Origin of the sequence: Clostridium sp. L2-50, from assembly GCF_000154245.1 — a bacterium.
Classification (GTDB): Bacteria; Bacillota; Clostridia; order Lachnospirales; family Lachnospiraceae; genus Coprococcus.
This window is the reverse complement of sequence record NZ_DS480312.1, coordinates 365,816-389,181: the sequence shown is the minus strand read 5'-3', so window position 1 is coordinate 389,181 and position 23,366 is coordinate 365,816. Positions and strand designations below refer to the sequence as shown.

Sequence of the window (23,366 nt, the reverse complement as noted above, 5' to 3'; positions counted from 1 at the left end):
GGAGGAGAAGTATGTGATTGCATTAAGATTATTGAATACGGAATCACAGGATAAAGCGGATTATCTTCACAACCAGTTGATAACAGATATAAATGTACCGAGTACATACTGGGAGTGTGCAGAGTCCTACCTAAAAGGTGTAGGGATATATGATGTTTTCCTTATAGAAGAACAGGATTTCCGTAATTATAAAATCTTTTTGCGTGAAACAGGGAATTTTACAAAGAAACAGGTATTTGAGCGAACTGGGTTCCTGCGAAACTTGAAGAAGACTCTCATCCAAGAAGAGTATAAAGAGTTGTTGGATGAAATTGAGCAGTGCAATACAGTGCAAGAACGCTTGAAAGGAAATGTCAGGAATTTCTTGATACGGCAGGGAATTCATCATGTAAAGGAAATTGATTATAGAATCAGAGAACTGTATGAAAGTGAGTTGCGCAGGACAAAAACTTCCTCTAAAGGTCTTGAATATTTGAAGACATTGGATCGGATCAAACAGTTTGATATCCGAAAAGAAATGGAAACCCTTTCTGGAAGAAATAAAGAGCGGCTCAAGTATGAAGGGCAAGTGATTTTTCTTCCCTATATACCGGATCAGGACATAGCATCAGATTTTGATTATATCCAAGATAAAAGCGAACTGGTATGGGATTTTAGTCAAAAGGTGCCAGAAACTTTAAAAAAACAAATTTTTCAGATTTTATGCTATGCCTTGAGAAATATAAAAGACAGCAAGGATCGCAGAGTGCGCTATCTACTTCCTTTAAGGTGGATGTATGAGTTTTGCGTAGAGGAAGGAATTGATGATATCGAGCGGCTTGAACTGGAGCAAATAAAGAAATTGGAAACAATTGTAGCCAGGAAAGTTGCAAATGTGAAGAATAGTATGCAGATTGTGGATAACAGCCGCAAAATACTATTTATGAGTGGAAAAGAAATTCACTGGCATGCAAATGTCTGGTATATGGAAAGATTTAATTTTGCACCAGAGCGTGTAAATCCAAGCAATCCTGTGCAGCGACTCAGTTTTTACGAAGTGACGAATGAGAGAAACAGAGAATTGCTGCAAGAGTATATGAAATATCAAGTAGGTATCGGTGATTTAGCACTTGGAAATATACGAAATCAATTGTGTTATATTAAAAAATTTCTAGTTTACTTTAACACATTGGAATCCATATGTGAAATTACGGAAGAACAGATAGCAGAGTATTTCAAACTTCTGCAGGAAGAGGAAATTAAAGCAGAAACAGTAAACAGACAGATATTTGATATTCACAGATTTTTTGTGTACTTAAATGCTAAAGGACATATCAAGAGAATAATTTTTGATCCGAATTATTACATCCAGAAAGTTTTTCCATATCACCATGATCGAAGTGTTCAGGAAGATGAGTATATGGAAATATTACAAAAGCTAAAGTTTTTTCCGGAAGTACAAAGACTTATTTTCCTAAATTTATGGGCAACAGGACTACGGATCAGTGAGGTATGTACATTAAAAGGAGGTGCGTATTATTGGGATGGGGAAGATGCATGGATTAAGGTTTATCAAATTAAAATGAAAACGGAGAAAATGATACCAATTTCATTGGTGCTTTATCAAATTATGAAAATTTATATAAAAAAGCATCATATTAAACCTACCGATTTCCTGTTTAAATCAAAGGATGGCGGGGCATATAGGACTGGTACCTTTGTTAAGGGCTTCAAAGCAAATTGTAAGAAGTATGGAATACATATTTCGGGCGAAACATTCAAGACGCATGATTACAGGCATACATTGGCAAGTAGTTTCTATGATGAAGGAGTGTCCATTCAGACGATTCGGGATTATTTAGGGCATAACAATGAAAATATGACAAAGCAGTATATAGACTACATGCCTAAACGGATCGAACAGGCGAATAAGGAATATTTCAATCAGGCAGAAAATCTTCTTGCAACTGGAATTATTCCAAAGAAACGGGGTGAAAAAACTGGAAAATAAGATACATATCTATGAATTAGACTGCTATAAGAATGCGACTGAAGAACAAAAAAAGAGAATGAGGGTTCGGAAAGACCGTTACTTCGACTTGGAGGGACTTCCGTCAGAAGAAGTAAGAAAGCTCCTAGAAGATTTTGTCTGGGAAAGGGGAAAGAAACTTGCTCCAAGTAGTTTGGCATCTGAAATATTATATTTTAATAATATCCGGAATTTTCTTATAGAAAAGAATATTAAAATCCTGAGATATGAAGACGAGAATAAGATTATTTTGCAGCTAAAGAGTTGGATGATGGAAAAGGGATATGCCCTTACAAGTAAGAAGTATCGAAGCGTTTATGAAATTGTAGCAACAGAAACACCTGGCATAATAAAGCATATGAAGAAGATTCTGAGGTATTCTCAGAAAGATGGGGGGTGCTTAGAACAGGAGAGAGATGTGTGGGAATTGGACAAGTTTGAATTTCCTCTCCGCAGCAACCCGATAAAGAATGTAAAGACTATAAATTTTAAAGGAATTAGTCAAATAACAATCCGAAAAGAAGTTAAAACAGTAATTTTTATGCATTTGAAATATATGGCAATAGGAAGTATTATGGCTGAGATGGTAGCGACTAAAAGATTTTGTAGATATCTGGCATTAAGGTATCCTAAGATTATATCATTACTAGATTTGACACGGGATATTATGGAAAGCTATTTGATCTATCTTCAGACAGAGGCAAAGGAGAGGAAAAATTATCGCTCTGATTTATATGGTCTACGAAGGGTAATTGAAGATGTGGGAAATCATTATGATAGGCAGGATATTAAAAACCTATTTATAAGTACAGATTTTCCTAGCACGCCAAGATATCTATTTAAGTTTTACTCGGACGAGACCATAAAGAAGCTGAATGAAAACATTTTTCAGATGGATGAACAAATAGCGAGGGCGTTAATCCTTCATCAGCTGCTGGGAACACGAATTTCGGATACGCTTACACTAAAAACAGACTGTTTGAGTATAAGAGAAAATCGATATTTTATACGAATCGAGCAGGTAAAATCAATTACATTTGAAAAAGCAATTAGTGATGAAATAGCACAGCTTATTATAAAGTCAATTGATTATACCGAGGAACATTATGGAAAGACAAAATATATTTTTGTAAAAAAAGAGGATCCATTGAGACCATTTCAGTATAGCATGCTTCAACATCGAGTCATGCAGATGATTAGGAAAAATGATATTCGGGATGAGAATGGAGAGTTGCTGAATTTTGGAACACATACATTCCGACATTGTTATGGGAAAAAGCTGACAGAGATGCATATCGACGACTGGATGATCGCAAGGCTTTTGGGGCATAAAACATTACAAAGTGTACATCATTACCGAAAGATTGGGAACAAGATAATGGCGGATGAAACGAGGGCAGTCAGAGAGAAAATCGATATGATTTTAATGGATGTGGTAAAGGAGTGGGATGGATATGAAATATGATAAGATGATAGCCGTTAACAAAGCTGAGAGTGAGCAGAAAATAAAAAAGGCGATTCGGGCAATCGATGATATGGGTGCCAGAGGGCTGCCGATTTCTGTAACAGAATTGGTTCGTTGGACAGGTTTATCAAGAGGATTTTTTTATAAGAATGTGCAAGTCCGTCAGAAACTGGAGGAAGCTATTAAACAGCCACGGCGGATAGATGTACAGCAGCCATCTGAAGAAAGAAATGCTGCAGATTATAATTTTCAGGAATTGAAGAAGGATTTTAACAGCTGCCAGTCAGAGAATCAAAGGTTAAAGGCTGAAAATGAGCAGCTTCTCCAAAAGTGCAGTATACTTCAAAAAGAGGTGGACACATTGAAGAAACGGTTGGATCGAAAGGAAATTGCATTGTTAAAAAAACTATAAAGGTTGTGATTAAGGATGAAGGCAAATAAAATCATCGAAATGAGCCAGGAAAAAAGCAGGCAAAAAGTAAAACTAGCAATGGATGAAATTCAAAGAATGCGTAATGAGGGCGAAAGGATTACAGTTTCCGGATTATGCAAAAGAACAGGCTTATCTAACTCGTTTTTTTACAGAAATCCAAAAATCAAAGAAGAAGTACATAAAGCTGTTGATATTCAAAATCAAAGCTATAAAATGAACATAGACGAAGTGGAACTCCTTGATGAGTATAAGGAAAAATTGTTAGCTATGAGAATCGAGATTATAAAATTGAAAGCAGAAAATCAAAAGTTAGAATCAGAGTTAGATTTTTTGCGAAGACAACAGGAAGGTGTGAGTGATGTTAAATGAAGTATGATAAAATTGTAGGGCTCAAGAAACAGCAAGAAAAAGAGAATTTAGAAATTATTCAGAGAGAGATTGATGCGATGCTTCGAAGAAAGGAGCGGATATCAATTACTGCATTGGCAAAATATGCAGGGGTGGATAGGAGCTATTTTTATAGAAATTTGCAGGCCAAACAAATGGTAGAAGATGCACAATTGAAGCAGGGAGAATGTTATAACCCTAAAAAGGCAATTTTTGATAGAGCGACTGAGGAAGTTAATAAGCAGCTGAAAAGACAAATGATTTTATACAAGAGACGAATTAAAGAGCTAGAGCTGCAGATAGAATTACTAGAAGAGGAAAATCAGAGGTTGAAAGAAAATAGGTAATTTTACATAAAGTAAGAGAGCAGACTTTTGGACAAGAGGATATCCAAGAGCCTGCTTTTTTACTAAATTAAAAAGAAAAATAATTTACACATCGGAGTGATGTGAAAGATGAGACAATTATTTTCAAGCATTCCGGGGCAGGTACTGGATTTTATTGTGGTGTTGATCGCAATGGTTCTGATCTTTCAGAACAAGATTACGACGCTTGTAAATAACATATGGAAATCAATCGGTAAGAGTGCAAAGAAGATCTATTGATAAGGAGGTCAGAATGAGAAATCAGGGACAGATCACAGTATTTCTCAGTCTGATACTGATAAGTCTTCTGGTTTTGTTCCTTGCGGCTATCGGAGTGGTTGAATTTCATATGGACAGAGCAAGGGTATCGGAGGCTGCGAAAGGAGCCTCCGAGCATATCAAAGCCGATTATCAGGAGCAGATATTTGAGGAATATCATGTGCTTTTGCTGGATAAAACGTATGCAGGCAGAGGAGAGGGAGCATTGGAAGACAGAATGCTTCGTTATCTGGATTATACACTTTCGTCATATGGATTTCAGATACAAGATGTCAGTCTTACCGGAATGAAATCTGTGATGGATTCACATTGTGCGCTGCTAAGAGAGCAGATCCGCGATTATATGACTTTGTATTTACAGGTAAAGGCAGTAAAGGATATTGGAGAATGGATGCAGTTGGATGATCGTTCGGCTGAGACTATGGCACAGGAGATTGCAACAGGGAAGCTGGAAGAAAGTGAGAAATCCGGTGACTGGCAAGGTGAAGATCCAAGAAAAGTATTACAAAGAGAGATGAAGCATGGATTGCTTGATCTGGTACTTCCGGAGAATTCTGGTGTATCAGGTGTGAAGATAGAAATGAGCGAGCTTCCGTCCCATACCGGACAAAAGGATTCGGACAGCAGACAGGATCGTGCAGATGGTGAGGATGATTGCAGCGTGGATACTTCATTTGAGGATATTGATCGTCTGGAAGCAGATATGCAGAAGATGACCCGAAGCGGCTCATCCGAGAGTGGAGAAGCCGGAAATGGTCTGTCGGAGATGACAGATGCAGGGAAAGAACTACTATATGGGCTGACGTGCTTTGATTATTTTACAAGAACCGATGGAAAGGGACATCCGTTGCAATGCGAAGTCGAGTACCTGATCGCAGGCCGGGACAATGATTATGATAACCTGCAGGCCGTTGTAAACCGGATAGTGCTTCACAGGATGCCTGTTAATATGGCGGTATTATTGACTGACCCGGAGAAGATGGCAGAGATCGATAGTATAGCACTTACATTATCACTTGCACCGGGAATTACATATGGAGCCGCCAAATATCTGTTAGTGGCATGTCTGTCTTATGCGGAGACATTGGTGGAGATTCGCTCGTTACTTGCAGGCCATAAGATTCCGCTTGTAAAGACAGGCGCGGAGTGGACTGTAGATTTTGACAGTATCGGTAAGCTTACTGAACTTGATCGGATGGATTATTCAGGTGCGGATGGTGTTGATTACCGGACATTTTTATTCCTGTTTCTGGCAGAAAAAGGAGATGTCATATATGAGCGCATGTGTGATGTTATGCAGATGGTTGTAAGGGAAAAACAGCCGGAGTTTTTGATGAGAGACTGTATCTGTGCATACACGGCAGACCTTGATATCCGGAAGCATGGGACAAATTTCAGCATTGCTATAGAGGCTTCATATCAGGGACAGAGATAATTGCCAGAGATATGTTGAATCAAGATGTTTGCAGAGATATGTCGTATCAGGATTGGAACAAGATAGTAATGTCTTGTGACATTTGGTGATCGTTTGGACCTTGGAGAGGGTCTGAAAAAACTACTACAAAGTAAGATAAGGGGTGGTGTTATATGCTCTCTTGCTTGTCAGGCGGCATGGTTAATATGGTAGTGATACACGTAAAAAGAATAATTGTATGTATAATGTCCCCGTCTCTCCACGGAAAGTTAGATTTTGGTGCCATGCGCAGGGCAAAGAGAGTGTATAAGACCATCCCTTTAGATCAGAAACAAACAGGAAATCGGGGAAGTGCAACATTAGAAGCCATGCTGGTGTTACCGCTGTTTTTATTGGCAGCATTTGCCTGCTTCCAGATTGGGAATCTCCTTCAGACCAGAATGCTGGTATATGAAGCGATGCAGGAGACTGCACAGTATATGGCAGAGACCAAATATATGGAACTGACAGATTCAGAAGCTGACGCGAGCTTAGACGCTGTTACAGCAGGGATGGTGCTTCATACCTATATAGATGATACGGATATGGTTGACCGATATGTAACAGGTGGAAGTAGCGGGATACGGATAAGTCAGGCGGATTACGATACGACTGATGGATGCATCTATCTGCGGCTTGGGTATGGCTTGCAGCAGGAGATTCCATTTATCGGAATAATCAGGTGGAAGGTTTCTGAGCAGATTTGCCAGAAAGCATATGTGGGTCTGATCTTGGACGGAGCAGATAACGATGACAGTTATGTATATATTGCAGAGACAGGTGATGTCTGCCATACCAGCAGAAACTGTTATCACATCCGGCTGACGATCCGGCAAACGAACTTGAACCAGATACAGAATTCGTTATCTCCCTGTGAATTATGTGCAGAAGGAAAACATGCAGATTCTGCGGTGTATGTGACAGAGACGGGTGACCGTTATCATCTATCGATAGGGTGTTCAGGACTGAAACGTACGGTGACAAGGGTTCGCAGGTCGGATGTGACTGGGCTTCCCTATTGCTCTGAATGTGGCAGATAGAAGACAGAAAGGGGATATGTATATGGAGAAGGGCAGAAAAACTCAATGTATGGCTATGAAGACTGACAAGGCGTATGAATATGGAAGTATGGTTATGGAGAATAACAGGCCGTATGAGCGTATAAAGGGTGACGCCGGTTCGATCATAGTTGAAATGTGTGTGCTTATGCCGATCGTTATCACTATTGTATTTATTGCAATTAATATGATGTTCATGCAGATCAACCGGGCAGCTGCGCGGGGAGAAGCGTATGCCATTACATACAATAAAGAAAGCTATATAGCCGGGCAGGCTGGTACAGGAGATGAGATACTGGAACAACAGATATTTCAGTCATTATCAGAATATATGAACAATCTGGATGAGTTGGAGGTCAGTGTATCTGAGAATAAGGGCAGCGGAAAGCTGTTCTATTCTGTAAGAAGACGAAAAACTGTGGTGAAATATGAAGAAAACCATCTGGGCATAGGACTGCTGATCAATAAAAAAGTCAGTCAGAATAAAATCAAACTGGAGGAGGAGATCCGGGATACAGGGAATAATCTCAGGAGGTGGCAGCTATATGGAAAAGAATTATGACACAGATGGATTTGATGTATATATGTTGTTATCTGATGTTGTATGTCAGCCATCATATGAGATGGAGATGTTACAGAGAAATCATATAAGCGGTATTCTCGATATGCGTCTTCGCTATATAGATGGTGAGGGGTATCCCTGTTATAAGGTAAGCGGTCTTACAGAATATGTGGCCGGTATGATGGATATGGATGCAGCATTTGCATCCATGCCGGCACAGCCGACTTCGGATCCTTCGTATGCATCTATGTCGATTTCACCGGAGGAAATCATGCGGGTATTTCAGGCGGTGTTTCATGTAATATGGGAACTCAGACGTTATCTGCTGGTGATGAACGATCTGGTTCTACAGGAAGAATACATATTTTTTGATAACCATAAGAAACAATTTGTTTTTACTTATCTGCCGGGATATCAGATAAGTGTGCGGATGCAGATGCGGGTATTGATGGAACAGTACCTTGGTAGAATGGATCATACGAATCGGGTTCAGGCAGATAAGGTGTATGATCTGTATCAGAAAATAGTCGAAGAATATGTTGATCCGGAAGAGTTAGGGACAGAACTTGATCGGATCTTATCATGTGATGGTTCCTTTCAAATGTCGGGAATCGGATATGCAGAGAAAAAAGGGGGCGGATCTCAGATAGATGATGTTTGCAGGGATATGGAAGCTGTCTGGAATATGAGCAGGGAAGATTCGGAATCGGAAGATCAGGTAAGTATCGAAAAGAGTAGCCTGAGCGACTTAGGAAGCAGGGCGGGAATCAGTATGCGACATCAATGGAATATATATAAGAGCTTGATTATAGGTGGTATGATTCTGACGTTTTTAGCTGGGGTCATAATGGCTTATTTGCAATGTCGAAGATATGGACGGGTGGAACATACGAAGCCGTTATTAGGCATATGCATATTGCTGGCTGTGGAATTGCTGGCATATATAGAGCTTGATAAACGGACAGAAGATAACAGGATATACGAAGAATACCCGAAAGAACCTTTGCAGCATACAGCTTTTAGAGAACAGAAAACAGAAGACATTACGGACGATGAAATTGAGAGCGATGTAGAGAAGCTACGATTATTTGATAAATCGTGCGAGATATGTACGGACGAAAATGCAGCGGATACACAGGTGTTAAATACCGGACAGCCGTATGGGATGTTCGTCTCACTTTCCGGTTATAGTTCTCAGCCGGAAATGGTGTATGTGACCCGGATTCCGGCGTTGATCGGCAGAGGAGATATGGCAGACTGCCGACTACATGGTGAGAGTATCAGCCGGGTTCATGCGAAGCTTGCTTATGCAGATGCAAATTTTATATTGGAAGATATTGAGTCAACAAATGGAACATGTGTCAATGATTATCCATTGAAGAAGGGATATCCGGTATTGTTATTCCCCGGTGATGAGGTTTCATTTGGAAGCGAACGCTATGAGTTTCGGGTGTGTTGATCCGGGACGATTAATTATACAGACGAGGAGGAAATGATGACGCTATGAAGTTTGAAAAAGAAGAAAGAAAACGGAGAAGACGGAGGAACCGGAGAAGACGGGTGATAACAGGCATAATATGTGTGGTATTGGTATGTATATGTTTGTCGATTTATGCATTTGGCAGATCAGAAATGCTGGGTAGTTTTGCCGGTGGTGGTTTGACACTAAGACAGATAGTTATTGCAACAGGCAGTGATGCTATGGAAACGGCTGATAGTACAACGGGTGAAACCGCTGAGATGGCGTTAGCGGTACAGGCGTTACCGGAGCTCATAGAATCAGACATAGAAGAGTACAGGCTTGGAAGAATGAAAGCAGAAAACAGCTGTAAGGATTACCGAATATTACGATATAAGGGCAATACTTATAGCAAACTGTTTTCTGTATATTGTGGGGACAAAGATGCACAGATGCCGTGGTATGGTGAGACGCTGGCAGATGGTGTTCATCGCAGGGGAACAAGAGCAGCCGTTTATAGTGACGATGCGGCAGATCAGTATGCACATAATGGAAGCATGTTGAATAGCAATATTCGAAAAGCATTATATCAGGGATATAAAGAGAAGAAGTCACAGACTGTTATTCAAAATCTTTTAAATTCAATCCGTCATTCTGATGCGACGATAAGTGGGACATCTCCGCTGACGCGAGCACAGGCAGAGTTGATGATCGGCGGGAAGCTTCCCGGTCCGGTAGTAACGAATATTGCACCGACATCAGCAGAAAATAGATTGAAGTATACATATAATATGAGCACAACAGAAACAGCTTATGTCAGTGATAATACCCCTGAACAGAAGCGGAAGAAAAGAACGGAGGTTATCCGGGTGTCAGGAGGAACAGAGAACGGTTTTTCAGTAAAAGTTCCTTCCGGTCAGGGCGTGACATTCTGGATATGTGTGACATGGAATGATACGGTAAAAGACAGCAAATGGAAAGCCTGTACAGGTGGAAGTACAGTGCGGTTAAAAGCGGGAGATCGATTCCTGTTTACAGCAGATATTCAGACGTCGGGAAACACTAAGATAGCAAAGACAGCAGCTGAGAAGTATGGATTTACTACATATGCGGTAGTGCCGGATAATAAAAAGATTCAGTCGTGCTTTGCAGGTGTTTTATATGAATATACATTTGCGATGACTGTTGACTGGGGAAAAAGTCTGACAGATGGTTCATTTACAGTAGAAAAGAATCCGGTAAATCCGGCAGCCGTCAGGCTTCCGTCAGATGAACCTTATTATAATATGGCAGGAATCCGCTATACTGTCTATTCTGACAAAGCTTGTACGGACAAAGCGGGTTCAAACATAGTTGTATCTTATGATGGAAAGGCATATCAGGATAAGGATGGTGCAAATGTAGTATTTGACAGTGAAGCGGCAAGACAACACTATATAACAAAGTATAAATATACGCCATGCATATACTACTGGACAAAGTTGAATCTGGAAAAGGACAGTTCGTATACTTATTATTACAGAGAACGGGATACCGTTTATACCGGAGACGGTAAAGCGAGATGGTATGCGGCAAAAGGAAATACCTATGGCTATCTGGATGCAAATGTCTATCCATACGATACCGCGGGAATCGTTCATACAGGCTATCGGGTTGATTCGGAAGTTAAGAGTTTTACATTAAAAAAGAACAGCACATTTCAGGTGGATGCATCTGTCAGCGAAGATATGGAAAAGGGAAAATTGCGCCTGATAAAGACATATTTTGGAGATATATCACAGACGAAGGGAGTTCGATTCAGACTATATAAAGTTCCGAATGATAAGACTGCCTACGATGCAGAAGGAAGTTCTATATTAATAGGCGAGTATATGGTAAATGCACAGGGAAAAGGAATACCTGTCAGTCTGACATCTGAGGCAATAACACTTGGAATAAAGAGTGATTATAAGGGTGAAGACATTGACTGGTCATTATGTCGGGATATTTATGATCTTCCGCTTGGCTGGTATGTGCTGGTGGAGGATGCTGTGAGTGCAACGGAACGGGGATTCTGTCCGGCACAAGCTGTTTATCATGAGATTACAACGCAAAGTTCGGAGTACGAATTTCAGGTTCATAATTCTAAGATTAATTTATCGGTGAATAAAACGACCGATCAGTTATATGCCGCACACTCATCCGAGTATTCTTTTGCAGGAATCCGTTATCGTTTATATATGGCGGATGCGACAGGAGGTTGCTCTGTGGAGGATGCTCGATATGCGGGAGAATTTGAGATACAGGAGGATGGAAAGGGCAAGGTGACAGATATAAATAAAGGATTTGCCCCGACCGACGGAGCAACGATTGCTCTTACGAGGAAGGATGAATATACATTAGACGGACTACCGGCTGGTATCTATTATCTGGTCGAAATTTCGGGAAATGCATATTTTGAGAAAAATCTGACACCTCAAAAAGTAGATATGTCCTTAGAGAATCGTGATCCAAACGATGAGGGCAGTTATCGGTATGAGATAACCGTAGCGGATACGGCTAAGACCGGAGAATTAAGGCTTGAAAAAGTAAGCGAAGCTCCGGAGATAACAGACCATGATACCCGTTTCTCACTTGAGGGTGCGGTATATGAGGTATATATGGTAACCGGCAAAGATCAGCCGTATGATGAACGGTATAAAGTCGGAACCTTTACGACGAAACTCAGACAACAGACGAATAATGAGACATTGACAGCAATTGGAATTCCGGAGATTTTAAATTCCTGTGGTGTGGAAAATCAATTTCGTATGCCGGATGACAGTCTGGTTGCGATTTCAGCAGATCAGGAAGAATGCGTATTTTCAGGACTTCCGTTTGGATGGTATGCGGTTGTGGAGGTGAAGGAATCGGAAGGCTTTGCGCTTGATCCTGTAATATATTATAAGCACCTTACACCGGAGCATCCGGAAGAAAAAGTAAGACAGACGATACTTTCAGTAGAAACAACGACGGAGACGACAACCGAGGATACAACCGAGACAACGACCGAGAATACAACCGAGACAACGACCGAGGATACAACCGAGGATACAACCGAGATAACAACCGAAAACAGTACTGAGGTAACGACGGAGAACAGTACTGAAATTACAACCGAAAACAGCACCGAAATAACAACTGAGAATACCACGGAAGCAACCACTGAAGATACGGAAGAGCTTACTGCAGAATTGACGACTCAGACGACCGAACAGATACATGAATCAGGAACCCCGAAGACAGGTGATCAGACCAGCCTCTTATTGATTGCCTGTATCGGAGCAGGAGCTGCTCTTTTGGCAGCCATGATATTATTGATCTGTAGAAACGGAAATAAGAAACGAAAATAAATAGGATAGAAAAAGCCCAGCACCTTGAAAACTAATAATTGCTATCAATCACCATTTCGGATATAATATCTTTAGTTGTATTTTGGAGGAAATCGTCATGTCTTATATGGCATTATATCGTAAATGGAGACCGGATACTTTTGAAGAAGTCAAGGGTCAGGATCATGTTGTAACAACACTAAAGAATCAGATCATAAATAACAGGATCGGACATGCATTTCTGTTCTGTGGAACCAGAGGAACCGGAAAGACATCCATAGCTAAGTTATTTGCAAAGGCAGTAAACTGTGAGCACCCGATAAATGGTAGTCCATGTAATGAGTGTGCGGCATGTCGTGCAATCGCCGATGGATCATCCATGAATGTGATCGAGATCGATGCGGCATCTAACAATGGTGTAGACAATATCAGACAGATCCGAGAGGAAGTTCAGTATTCGCCATCGGAAGGAAAATATAAGGTATACATCATCGATGAGGTTCATATGTTGACACAGGGAGCGTTTAATGCTCTGTTAAAGACGTTGGAAGAACCACCGGCTTATGTCATCTTTATATTGGCAACAACAGAATCACATAAGATTCCGATTACGATATCATCAAGATGTCAGAAGTATGAATTTCGCAGGATTTCAGTAGAAACGATCAGTGATCGTCTGATGGAGCTGCTTGGCAGAGAGCAGATCGAAGCTGAGAAGAAAGCAGTTGATTATATCGCCAAAGCGGCGGATGGCTCTATGCGAGATGCACTTAGTATTCTGGATCAGTGTATAGCCTTTAATATAGGTAAAAAACTGACATACGAGAATGTTCTGGATACGATCGGTGCAGTCGATATCGATGTATTTGCCCGATTGCTTGACTGCGTGATAAAGCTCGATGTTGTCGGCGCGATCGATCTGGTAGATGAGGTCGTATGGCAGGGACGTGAGTTGTCCCGGTTCGTTTCAGAATTCACATGGTTTCTTCGAAATGTACTGCTGGTGAAGGTTTCACCGGAGGCAGATCAGAAGCTTGATATGTCAGCAGAGAATCTGGAGCGGTTAAGACAGCTTGCAGCACAGATCGATACGGATGCACTCATTCGTTATATCAATATATTCTCGGATACATCGGCAAATATCAAATATGCGGTTCAGAAGCGTATCGTTCTGGAGCTTGCAGTGATCAAATTATGCAAACCGGAGATGGAGACAGATTACAGTGCACTGCTTGACCGGGTCCGAGTTCTGGAACAGAAGTTAGAGAGTGGAGCTGCCGGATTAGTGGTTGCCGGGAACAATGGTATAGGAAGCTCGGTATCAGAAGGTGTTACAGCATCGGCAGGAGCAACAGTGCAGGGTGCCGGAGCAGTATCACAGGAATTGCTGGATCAGATCTGCACAAGACTGAAGCAGGAAGGAATGCAGATAGGAAAGGCACCTGCAATGGGAGAAGCAGATATAGAAGCAGCATCGAAGAAACTGTCAGAACAGCTGAAGAAAGAACTGCCGGAAGCGAATTATAATGAATTAAGAGAGTTCGTAGAGCAATGGGATATCATCATGGATGGATATCAGAATATTACGAAGAAATTTCTGGAGAAAGCAAGAATCAATATTAATGAAGCCAAGGATGGTCTGTATCTGGCATATGTTCAGAATGAAGATAATAAGCAGGCAATCGCTTATTTTGAAGGAAAAGAACGAATGGCAGCATTACGGGAGCATATAGAGAAAGTGACCGGAAGACAGGTAAAGATCGAGTTGAAGGTTGTCTCAAAGAACAGTGATGCAGCACAGGAGATCGAGGCGAATGATCTTACGAAAATCAATTTTGCTATTCAGTATGAATAAAAACATAAAAAAGAGTTAAGAATCAAGGAGGACATATAAAATGGCTAAAAGAGGCGGCTATAATATGGGTATGATGCCTGGTAACATGAACAACTTAATGAAACAGGCACAGAGAATGCAGAAACAGATGGAGACAACTACCAAGGAATTAGAAGACAAGATATATGAATCTTCTGTAGGTGGCGGAGTTGTTACAGCAAAGGTTTCCGGTAAGAAGGAATTAATGGAGATCAAGCTGGATCCAGAAGTTGTTGATCCTGATGATATCGAGACATTAGAGGATCTGATCATTTCTGCTGTCAATGAAGCATTCCGTATGCAGGATGAAGATTATCAGGAGAATATGAATAAGATTTCCGGCGGTATGGGTCTTGGAGGCTTACCGTTCTAATGGATATATATGGTGGTGAAGTAAACCGTCTGATCGAAGAACTTGGCAGACTTCCGGGTATCGGAGCAAAGACAGCACAGAGACTGGCATTCCACATAATCAGTATGCCGGAGGAACGTGCGCAGGCACTGGCAGATTCGATTGTAAATGCAAAGAAGAAGATAAGATACTGCAATAACTGTTATACGATTACCGACAGTGATCTCTGTCCGATCTGTAGATCGGCAAATCGAAACCATAAGGTGATCATGGTTGTTGAGACTCCGAGGGATCTGGCAGCATATGAACGAACGAATCAGTATGATGGTGTGTATCATGTACTGCATGGAGTGATCAATCCATCTCTGGGAATCGGACCGGCAGATATCAAGATCGCAGAATTGATGAAGCGGTTACAGGGAGATGTAGATGAACTGATCATTGCAACAGGATCGGGACCGGAAGGTGAAGCAACGGCGATGTATATATCGAAGCTGGTCAAGCCGGCAGGCATCAAAGTGAGCAGGATAGCCAGTGGTGTACCGGTAGGCGGAGATCTGGAATGCATTGATGAAGTGACGCTTCTTCGGGCATTAGAAGGCAGAGTATATTTATAGGGACAATTAAATAATGTTTTACATATAAAAGAAGAAAGAGGTGTTTAGGAATGTTGCGAGTTGGATTACTTACCAGTGGCGGCGATTGTCAGGCACTGAATGCAACCATGCGTGGTGTAGCAAAGGGTTTGTACGAGTTATTTGATGAAGTAGAGATTTATGGTTTCCTGAATGGATATAAGGGCTTGATGAGAGCACAGTATATCAAGATGCAGCCGGATGATTTCTCAGGCATTATGACAAAGGGTGGAACGATTCTTGGTAGTTCCAGACAGCCATTTAAACTTATGGGAGAACCGACAGAGGATGGTCTTGATAAGGTGAAATCCATGAAGGACACATACAAGAAGCTGAAGCTGGATTGTCTGTGTGTATTAGGAGGAAATGGTTCGCAGAAGACAGCAAATCTGTTAAGCGAGGAAGGTTTAAATGTAATCGGTCTTCCAAAGACGATCGATAACGATCTTTGGGGAACCGATATGACATTTGGTTTCCAGAGTGCTGTTGATGTGGCAACACAGACGATTGACTGTATTCATACGACAGCAGCATCCCATAATCGTATCTTTATTGTAGAGATTATGGGTCACAAGGTTGGATGGATCACATTACACGCAGGCATTGCGGGTGGCGCAGATGTTATCCTGATCCCTGAGATCCCATATGATATCAAGAAAGTATATGAAGCAATCGATAAGAGAACGAAGAACAATAAAGGCTTTACTATCGTTGCAGTAGCAGAAGGAGCAATCTCCAAAGAGGTTGCTGAGCTTCCAAAGAAAAAGAGAAAGGAAGTAATCGCAAATTCTCCGTATCCATCTGTTGCATATGAGATGGCAGACAAGCTCAAGGAGTTCACAACACAGGATATCCGTATCGCGATTCCCGGTCATACACAGAGAGGTGGAAGCCCATGCCCATATGACAGAGTGATCTCATCCAGATTCGGTGCAAAGGCTGCGGAGCTGATCAAGGCAAAGGATTTCGGAAAGCTCGTTGTATTCAAGGATAATATGGTAACTGCTATTCCATTATCAGAATCAGCAGGAAAGCTCAAATATGTATCTCCGGATGACGATATTGTACTGGCGGCAAAAACGCTTGGAATCTCATTTGGCGATTAAATTCAGAGAAAAACAGTTTTTCAGTAACATAAGTCTCTCTGTCTGCATATATACTAATAGTAATTAAGATTGTAGACAGGGAGATTTGTATGCAGAACGAATTCAAATACATTCCATATGACGGTAAGGATACGAATATAAGAGGATTGATAAAGAATGGAAATGTATATAGTCTGACAAGAGGTATGTCAGGTCTGCTCCTGCCGGATGATCCAAATGAAGATCTCAGCCGTGCGGAAAAGGACTGGGCATATCTGAAAGAGATGTACCCTGAACGGGTACGGCGCATCAGTGCAATGGTAGAAGAAGAATGTGATAAATTGGAATATGCCGGAAGTCCGATGTTTGCGGAATATCCGGATGCAGAGGTTATCCGTAAAATAGCAAGAGATGTCTATGCGGAACTTCCCGATCGGGATATTGATATCCACTTGGATATGGAAGCGGCACCATCAGAACCTCCGTATGTACCGAGGGGAAATGGTTGTGGTAACTGTATGATGCGTAATTTGATAGAAACATTGATCTGTAATGAATTTTACTGTAGACGTGAGCGCTACAGAAGATGTAGGAGACGATTTTACCTGTGAAGAAAATAGGAACACTTATTATGAGAATAATAGTAATGGCAGTTTTCTTTGTGATTACTATTTTTTTAGTTGATAAATTTCAGAATAGACAATATAAGAATCTGGCAATGGAAATGGAGAATGCCACATTGCCTTTAGTATATGTAGACTATGAGGGCAGATATATTAACTGCCTTCATGGTTATACAACGGTAGTTGATACCACTCTGTTCAGAGACTGCATTACCCCGGTTACAGATGATAAGAAGGTGCGGCTTGCAGTAGATGATAAGAATGGTTATGCAAAAGATTACAGCTATGAGCTTCGATCGATATCGGGTGACTCATTGATCGAGAATGGTGATCTTGAATCGGATGGGGAAGAAAACGGCTATCAGATGTTTGATATCGAGATTCGTATGGATATAAAGCCGGATACAGAATATATGCTTGTATTCAAGCTTGACGGAAAGGATGAAGAAACGGTTCGATATTATACAAGAATTGTGATCAATGACAATTATCACGCAGATGAGCTGCTTGATTTTGTACAGAAATTCAATGCTGCAACATTTGAGTTTGATACTTATGAAGAAGCATCCCTGATCTATCCGTATATGCAGGCATATAAAGGGCAAGATGATGATAGCGTATCCATGGGACATATGAATCTGAACAGCAGTTACAAGGATCTGATCTGGAGCGGAATGAACCCGATTCGTATTACATCGATCATTCCACAGATTAAAGAGATTGATGTAAATTATGCCGTGATCGAATTAGACTATGTAACGATGACAGAGGATTCAAACGGAGAAACAGATTATTACTCTATCAGGGAATACTATCGTGTGAGTTACAAAGAACTGCAGCCGGATGACACGACAGTCGGTGCGGAAACCGGTGATATGACTGGTGCCGGAGCAGAGGACTCAACCGGAGATACAGGCTCCGGAGATGGCGAAGCATCTGCTGATGAGGGTACGATCTCGGTTATGAACTTTGATCGGTATGTGGATGAATATTTCAACAGAACCGGTGTCGATAATAAGAATAATGTCTATGAGATCGGTATTGTTCTGGATAAGAAATTAGACTACAAATACAGTTCAGATAATAAGAAAATCGCATTTGTAAGAAATGGACAATTGTGGTTGTATAATTATTCTGAAAATCAGATATCTATGGTATTTGGTTTCTGGATGGATGATGTGGAGAATGTTCGAAACACATATGATCATTATGATATTAACATTATATCGATGGATGATGATGGAAATATCAAGTTTGCGGTATATGGTTATATGAACCGTGGCGCACATGAAGGCAAGCTTGGAATCAGTCTGTGTTCTTATGATGCTGCAACTATGGAAGTGACTGAACTGGTATTTGCTGAATGCAATGAGCCATATGCAGCAATGAAGGATGAAGTATCCAGACTTACCTATTATGATGGTACTAATTTTTATTTTATGCTTGGAAATAAAGTGAATTGCATTAATGTGGATCAGAAACAGTTATCTTATTTTATAGATCAGGTATCACTCGATCATGTATATGTATCAGATAATATGGAAGTGATCGCATATGACAGTTCTGATAACAGTACGGATAATTCCGTTCTTACAATGGTGAATCTGAAAACCGGACAGACATATACTTTTGATTCCGGTGCAGGTAAGAGTCTGATATGTTATGGCTTTAAGAATTCAGATATGATTTATGGAATCTGTGATGTGGCAGATAATTCTATGCAGTTGGATCAGGAATCATTTGCAAAGGCGGGACTGGCAGAATCTGTATACAGCAAGATACCGTCTTATAAATTGTTTATTGTGGATGAAAATGGAGAACAGATCAAAGAGTACGAAAAGGGCGATACTTATATTGTAGATGTTCGGATTGAAGATAATCTGATCTATATGACCAGAGGAGTGAAGTCAGGAGAAAATTTTAAGCAGACAGACGATGATTTCATCACTTTCAAAGAAGATGATGCTGTAGCAAGAATACAGACTGTGACAAGAAGTTCATCCGGTGGTATATCAAAGCTTTATTTTACGGTTCCATCGAATATTTATCTGACATATGTACCATATCTGAATATAACGAAGAATACTGTAACGAATCGTTCCTCAGATATGCTTATTACAGTTGAAGATGAGTATGCAGGATATATGGTATATGATAACCTGGGGCTGACAGGTATTTATGATAAGGCAGGAGATGCAATCAATCGGGCAACAAAGATATCGGGTATCGTAGTATCCAAAGATGGCGAAGTCGTATACAGACAGTCAGAGACACAGGAGTATAATACGATTGCATCGTCAATCTATCATCAGAGCTCAAAGAGTGTGGAAGCTTCCATTTGGGATTGCGTTTATATGACACTGATCTATGAGGGCGTTACAGATCTGACATACGATGAGATGAAGGCATCGTATACAGATCCGGTAGAGACACTCACTGTACTCGGTAAATATCCGGGTGCAGATATCTCCGGTATTTCATTAGATCTTGTATTTGGATATATCGGCAGGGGTATTCCGGTTATCAGCAGGATAAATGACGGAAGGTATGTATTGATCGTCAGCTATAACAGTGAGGCGGTCAGATACTATGATCCTGTACTGGATGAAGAAGTGCGGGTGTCAAGAAAAGAATATGAAGCCTCTATGAGTAAGGGAAATAATGAACTTTATTCCTATGTTCAGGAGTAGAATTGAAAAGATATACAGAAGGGGTCAAAGACATTACACAAAAGGTTTGAGTTCTGCCGTATATAAAATAAAAAGAAAAGCTGCCGATTCCGGCAGCTTTTCTATATTATGATAACAACGTTCTGTGTGGATTACTCCTCTGAAATTGTTCCAACAGGACATGAACCTGCACATGCGCCACATGAAATGCACTGTGAACCATCAATAACGAAAACACCACCGTTATCGCTAATAGCTCCAACTGGGCATGAACCTGCACATGAACCACAACCGATACATGAATCACCAATTACGAATGCCATATGATTGTCCTCCTTTTAGTAATAATAATCACATCTCGTTACCTATTCTAAATCAAAAAGTTTTTTATATCAAGTGAAATGAAGTGATTTGTAAAAAATTAGTCTGTGCTAACTTGAGTTTGCCTAGCTTTTTTTCATATAAAAGGATAGACAATTAAAATTGTGTATACTATAATAATGAAGATATTTTTGGAATCGAAAAATGTCATAAAATCAATGAAGAATACAGGAAACAGGAGGAAATATCCACATGGCAAAGATCAGTAAAGATATGCTTATAAATGATATTTTAGCAGTAGATGCAGGAAATGCTGCAATTCTTATGGCGGCAGGTATGCATTGTATCGGATGCCTTGCAGCAGCAGGAGAGACATTAGAGGAAGCAGCAGCCGTTCACGGTTTAGATGCTGCAGAGCTGGAAGTTGAGATTAATGATTATCTTGCAAAGAAAGAGGAGCAGCAGGCATAGTGATTTGTAACAGCCCGAGCAGCAGATCTGTAAAAAAGAAACCATTCCCGAAAGAGTATTGACAGGAATGGTTCTTTTTTTTGTACAGAAATTCGGATGTAACAGAAAATGCTGTATCTGAATCTTTTCAATTGTAAAAATATACAGGAATCAAGCTTCCCATGAATAAATATTTATAGAGCAGACAGTGTCTGTACTGCCTCATCTTCAATAACCATCTTATAATGTTCTTTGAAATGATAAGGTGTCGCTGACGTCATCTTTTGAGATGAACCGTATTCACCGAGTATATAGCAGACACGATTGAATTCCGGTATGGTATTCTGGTCGTTTGTGAACAGAAGATAGAAGCGCTTATCTACCGGATTCTTATATAATGTGTTGGTACTGAAATAAAAGCCGGCAATCTGCTTGGAGGCTTGGATCACAGTATTCAATGAATCAAACACGATAAGTCTTGTCAAGGCTTTCTGTGTTTCTTCTTCCTTTGATTCAGGAGTGGATGCAGGGGTATCAAAATTCGTTGTGATCTCTGCATTATCACCTGCGATACTTGATAAGCTGTTTACGAAGCCTTCCAGAGCATTAAAGATTGCTTCCGGTACCTGAGAAGAATCTCCGTTGATTCCGATATTGATCTGACCGGATATGACGTTATCGTCGTCATCGGAGGAAAAAGTAAGATCTTCGTCATCGTAATCATCTTCTTCATCGTCATAGTCGGTATCATCAGCATCCGTATCTTTTGTGAACCTTGAGAATCTGGTATCTAATTCCTCCGGATCCTCAACCTTGGTTACGATCAATATAAGGCATTCTGATGAGATTGGGATGGCCTCGATCATCAGAGGTATATCATCAACTTCAAATCCGAGTTCGTTGGATGCTTGCTGCATCATTTCGCGAAACAGCTCCTTTGCCTTTGGAGAACCATATGCGAGTTCGGATATTTTTAATTGTTTGTCTGCTAAATCTGCTTTATTCAATGTGCATCTGATCTGATTTTCACTTAAGCGTTCAATTTTCAATAGGATCACCCCATTTCTGATAGTTACCCGGATGGGTAGAAAACAAGTCATGCAATTGTGTATTAAAACGCACCTATAGTTTACCATATTTAACGAACAAGTAAATAGGGTATAATGTGAAAAAATATGAAATAATTTATAAAAAATCTGTGTGTAATGAATAAAGATATATCCACAGTATAAATTATGTAACAAAAGGAGATTGGGTTCATAATTCATATATTTGACTGCGGTTTGACCATAATTTTAAAAAAATGGGTTGGCAAACGGCTTCAGATAGGGTAATATAAATACAGACGTCTTATGAACCTTTCATGTGGTTCGGCACAGGTGGATTTTTTATGCCTGTGAATATCCGTTTAATGATCTGTATATGACAAATGCTGTTTATGCCTAAAGGGTTGTCCATGATATGATTAATATTCACACATCACAGTTTGATTATGTAAGAATGCACATGGGAATCGGTGGGCAGACAGAGTCAATTTTCCATATAAGAAAGAAACTTTAACCAAATAAATCAAAATAGATATCAGCAGATAATTTGTAGAAGATTACAAAAAGAAAAATTTGCTGATATGACCATGCACAAAATAATTGAAGGCAGGGCGCATATAAGGTGTCCCTGCCTTTTTCTATTCTGTCAGTGTATCACCGTATTCTGTTATAAAATACCAGATGCCTTCCGCTATCGCCGCTGCCATGGCATCCTGATAATCGGCAGAAGTAAGTGCCTTACATTCATCCGGATTACTTAAGAAACCGCACTCAACAATGACGGCAGGACAGGGGCTTTTTTTCAGGATCATGTATTCGGCATTTCCTTTTACAGGCCTTTCATTATCGGGATCGATATTGGATTGAATCGAGCTGTGAATACTTTCGGCGAGCAGCTTCCCCTGTTTTGAGCCTGTAAAATAGAAAACCTGAGCGCCATGTACTGAAGGATCGGTGAAACTGTTTTGGTGGATACTGATGAACAGATCAGACTGATGATCTGCAACAATCTGAATACGATGGTTCAAGTCTGAGTTTTTCATCGTTCCTGTTGCTTCGGTATTCAGGGAACTGTCATCCTCTCTGGTCATATAGACGATAAAGCCCATGTCGGACAGCTTCTGTTTTAAGGCAAGGGTGATACGTAGATTGATATTTTTTTCCGGAGAGTCATCTACCCCGATCTTTCCCGGATCATAGCCGCCGTGTCCAGGGTCAAGAGTAATGACATATTTGGATGACGTATCATTTGTCTCTGAAGTATCAGGAACTATTTCGGGAACCGGCGCTGACTGATTATCTGTATCAGGAGAAGTACCCGGCTTATAATAAAAAAGCAGGAGAACCGATAAGGAACAGAAGAAGATCAGACCGAATACAAGTTTGCGATTGATTTTTCTTAGGATAGAGGCATTTGCTGGCTTCATGGAAATCACCCGGTATACGCTGTTATTCATATCTATGCAGAGAATAGGGAGTACATGACAATATAA

21 protein-coding genes are annotated in these 23,366 nt (G+C 40.5%); 18 read left to right on the top strand and 3 right to left on the bottom strand.

Annotation, left to right across the window (positions count from 1 at the left end):
* The first annotated feature begins 13 nt into the window (after positions 1–13).
* The 17 genes from CLOL250_RS01915 (at position 14) to CLOL250_RS01840 (ending at position 20,077) form a co-directional block, all read left to right on the top strand.
* Complete coding sequence (locus CLOL250_RS01915; protein ID WP_008400331.1) at positions 14–1,990, top strand: tyrosine-type recombinase/integrase; 1,977 nt, start codon at positions 14–16, stop codon at positions 1,988–1,990.
* Positions 1,971–3,473 carry a site-specific integrase gene (locus CLOL250_RS01910; protein ID WP_008400330.1) on the top strand — a complete coding sequence of 501 codons (1,503 nt, stop codon included), beginning with the start codon at positions 1,971–1,973 and terminating at the stop codon, positions 3,471–3,473. The genes CLOL250_RS01915 and CLOL250_RS01910 overlap by 20 nt, the downstream gene beginning before the upstream one ends.
* Positions 3,463–3,885: a DUF6262 family protein gene (locus CLOL250_RS01905; RefSeq protein WP_118482088.1), complete on the top strand. Its 423-nt coding sequence runs from the start codon at positions 3,463–3,465 to the stop codon at positions 3,883–3,885. The genes CLOL250_RS01910 and CLOL250_RS01905 overlap by 11 nt, the downstream gene beginning before the upstream one ends.
* A 15-nt stretch (positions 3,886–3,900) precedes the next feature.
* The gene (locus CLOL250_RS01900; protein WP_008400327.1) at positions 3,901–4,275 is read left to right on the top strand and encodes a DUF6262 family protein; all 375 of its coding nucleotides are present in this window, start codon (positions 3,901–3,903) and stop codon (positions 4,273–4,275) included.
* Positions 4,272–4,640, top strand: coding sequence for a DUF6262 family protein (locus tag CLOL250_RS01895; RefSeq protein WP_008400326.1), 369 nt, complete (start codon positions 4,272–4,274; stop codon positions 4,638–4,640). The genes CLOL250_RS01900 and CLOL250_RS01895 overlap by 4 nt, the downstream gene beginning before the upstream one ends.
* 108 nt (positions 4,641–4,748) lie before the next feature.
* Positions 4,749–4,898, top strand: coding sequence for a Flp1 family type IVb pilin (locus CLOL250_RS13615; RefSeq protein ID WP_008400324.1), 150 nt, complete (start codon positions 4,749–4,751; stop codon positions 4,896–4,898).
* Positions 4,899–4,911: 13 nt separating this feature from the next.
* On the top strand, positions 4,912–6,372 hold the full coding sequence (locus CLOL250_RS01890; RefSeq protein WP_008400323.1) for a DUF5702 domain-containing protein: 1,461 nt from the start codon (positions 4,912–4,914) through the stop codon (positions 6,370–6,372).
* A 281-nt stretch (positions 6,373–6,653) separates the two neighbouring features.
* Positions 6,654–7,430 (top strand): TadE/TadG family type IV pilus assembly protein, encoded by a 777-nt coding sequence (locus CLOL250_RS13215; RefSeq protein WP_049941076.1) that lies wholly within the window; start codon positions 6,654–6,656, stop codon positions 7,428–7,430.
* A gap of 49 nt (positions 7,431–7,479) precedes the next feature.
* A complete protein-coding gene (locus tag CLOL250_RS01880; RefSeq protein WP_274922223.1) occupies positions 7,480–8,010 on the top strand; it encodes a hypothetical protein in 531 nt (176 codons plus the stop codon).
* Positions 7,994–9,469, top strand: a complete 1,476-nt coding sequence (locus CLOL250_RS13210) for a DUF6382 domain-containing protein (protein WP_008400319.1) — start codon at positions 7,994–7,996, stop codon at positions 9,467–9,469. Before CLOL250_RS01880 ends, CLOL250_RS13210 begins: the two co-directional genes overlap by 17 nt.
* Before the next feature lie 44 nt (positions 9,470–9,513).
* Positions 9,514–12,840, top strand: a complete 3,327-nt coding sequence (locus CLOL250_RS14050) for a hypothetical protein (RefSeq protein ID WP_044944619.1) — start codon at positions 9,514–9,516, stop codon at positions 12,838–12,840.
* 97 nt (positions 12,841–12,937) lie between these two features.
* Positions 12,938–14,674 carry a DNA polymerase III subunit gamma/tau gene (gene dnaX / locus CLOL250_RS01865; protein ID WP_044944617.1) on the top strand — a complete coding sequence of 579 codons (1,737 nt, stop codon included), beginning with the start codon at positions 12,938–12,940 and terminating at the stop codon, positions 14,672–14,674.
* A gap of 40 nt (positions 14,675–14,714) precedes the next feature.
* On the top strand, positions 14,715–15,065 hold the full coding sequence (locus CLOL250_RS01860) for a YbaB/EbfC family nucleoid-associated protein (protein WP_008400312.1): 351 nt from the start codon (positions 14,715–14,717) through the stop codon (positions 15,063–15,065).
* Complete coding sequence (gene recR / locus CLOL250_RS01855) at positions 15,065–15,661, top strand: recombination mediator RecR (protein WP_008400310.1); 597 nt, start codon at positions 15,065–15,067, stop codon at positions 15,659–15,661. The genes CLOL250_RS01860 and recR overlap by 1 nt, the downstream gene beginning before the upstream one ends.
* Before the next feature lie 50 nt (positions 15,662–15,711).
* On the top strand, positions 15,712–16,785 hold the full coding sequence (locus CLOL250_RS01850) for a 6-phosphofructokinase (RefSeq protein WP_008400309.1): 1,074 nt from the start codon (positions 15,712–15,714) through the stop codon (positions 16,783–16,785).
* Between the two features lie 89 nt (positions 16,786–16,874).
* A complete protein-coding gene (locus CLOL250_RS01845) occupies positions 16,875–17,375 on the top strand; it encodes a hypothetical protein (protein WP_008400307.1) in 501 nt (166 codons plus the stop codon).
* 20 nt (positions 17,376–17,395) lie between these two features.
* Positions 17,396–20,077 (top strand): hypothetical protein, encoded by a 2,682-nt coding sequence (locus CLOL250_RS01840; protein ID WP_274922222.1) that lies wholly within the window; start codon positions 17,396–17,398, stop codon positions 20,075–20,077.
* 131 nt (positions 20,078–20,208) lie between these two features.
* Here CLOL250_RS01840 and CLOL250_RS01835 read toward each other — a convergent pair whose 3' ends face one another.
* The gene (locus CLOL250_RS01835) at positions 20,209–20,379 is read right to left on the bottom strand and encodes a DUF362 domain-containing protein (RefSeq protein ID WP_004852414.1); all 171 of its coding nucleotides are present in this window, start codon (positions 20,377–20,379) and stop codon (positions 20,209–20,211) included.
* 250 nt (positions 20,380–20,629) lie between these two features.
* Between CLOL250_RS01835 and CLOL250_RS01830 the strand changes: the two genes are divergently transcribed.
* Complete coding sequence (locus CLOL250_RS01830; protein WP_008400300.1) at positions 20,630–20,848, top strand: DUF1858 domain-containing protein; 219 nt, start codon at positions 20,630–20,632, stop codon at positions 20,846–20,848.
* Between the two features lie 173 nt (positions 20,849–21,021).
* On the opposite strand, the gene CLOL250_RS01825 is transcribed toward CLOL250_RS01830, so the two are convergent.
* Both CLOL250_RS01825 and CLOL250_RS01820 read right to left on the bottom strand, forming a co-directional pair.
* On the bottom strand, positions 21,022–21,885 hold the full coding sequence (locus CLOL250_RS01825; RefSeq protein ID WP_274922227.1) for an adaptor protein MecA: 864 nt from the start codon (positions 21,883–21,885) through the stop codon (positions 21,022–21,024).
* A 626-nt stretch (positions 21,886–22,511) separates the two neighbouring features.
* On the bottom strand, positions 22,512–23,300 hold the full coding sequence (locus CLOL250_RS01820; protein WP_008400294.1) for an N-acetylmuramoyl-L-alanine amidase: 789 nt from the start codon (positions 23,298–23,300) through the stop codon (positions 22,512–22,514).
* Positions 23,301–23,366: the final 66 nt, after the last annotated feature.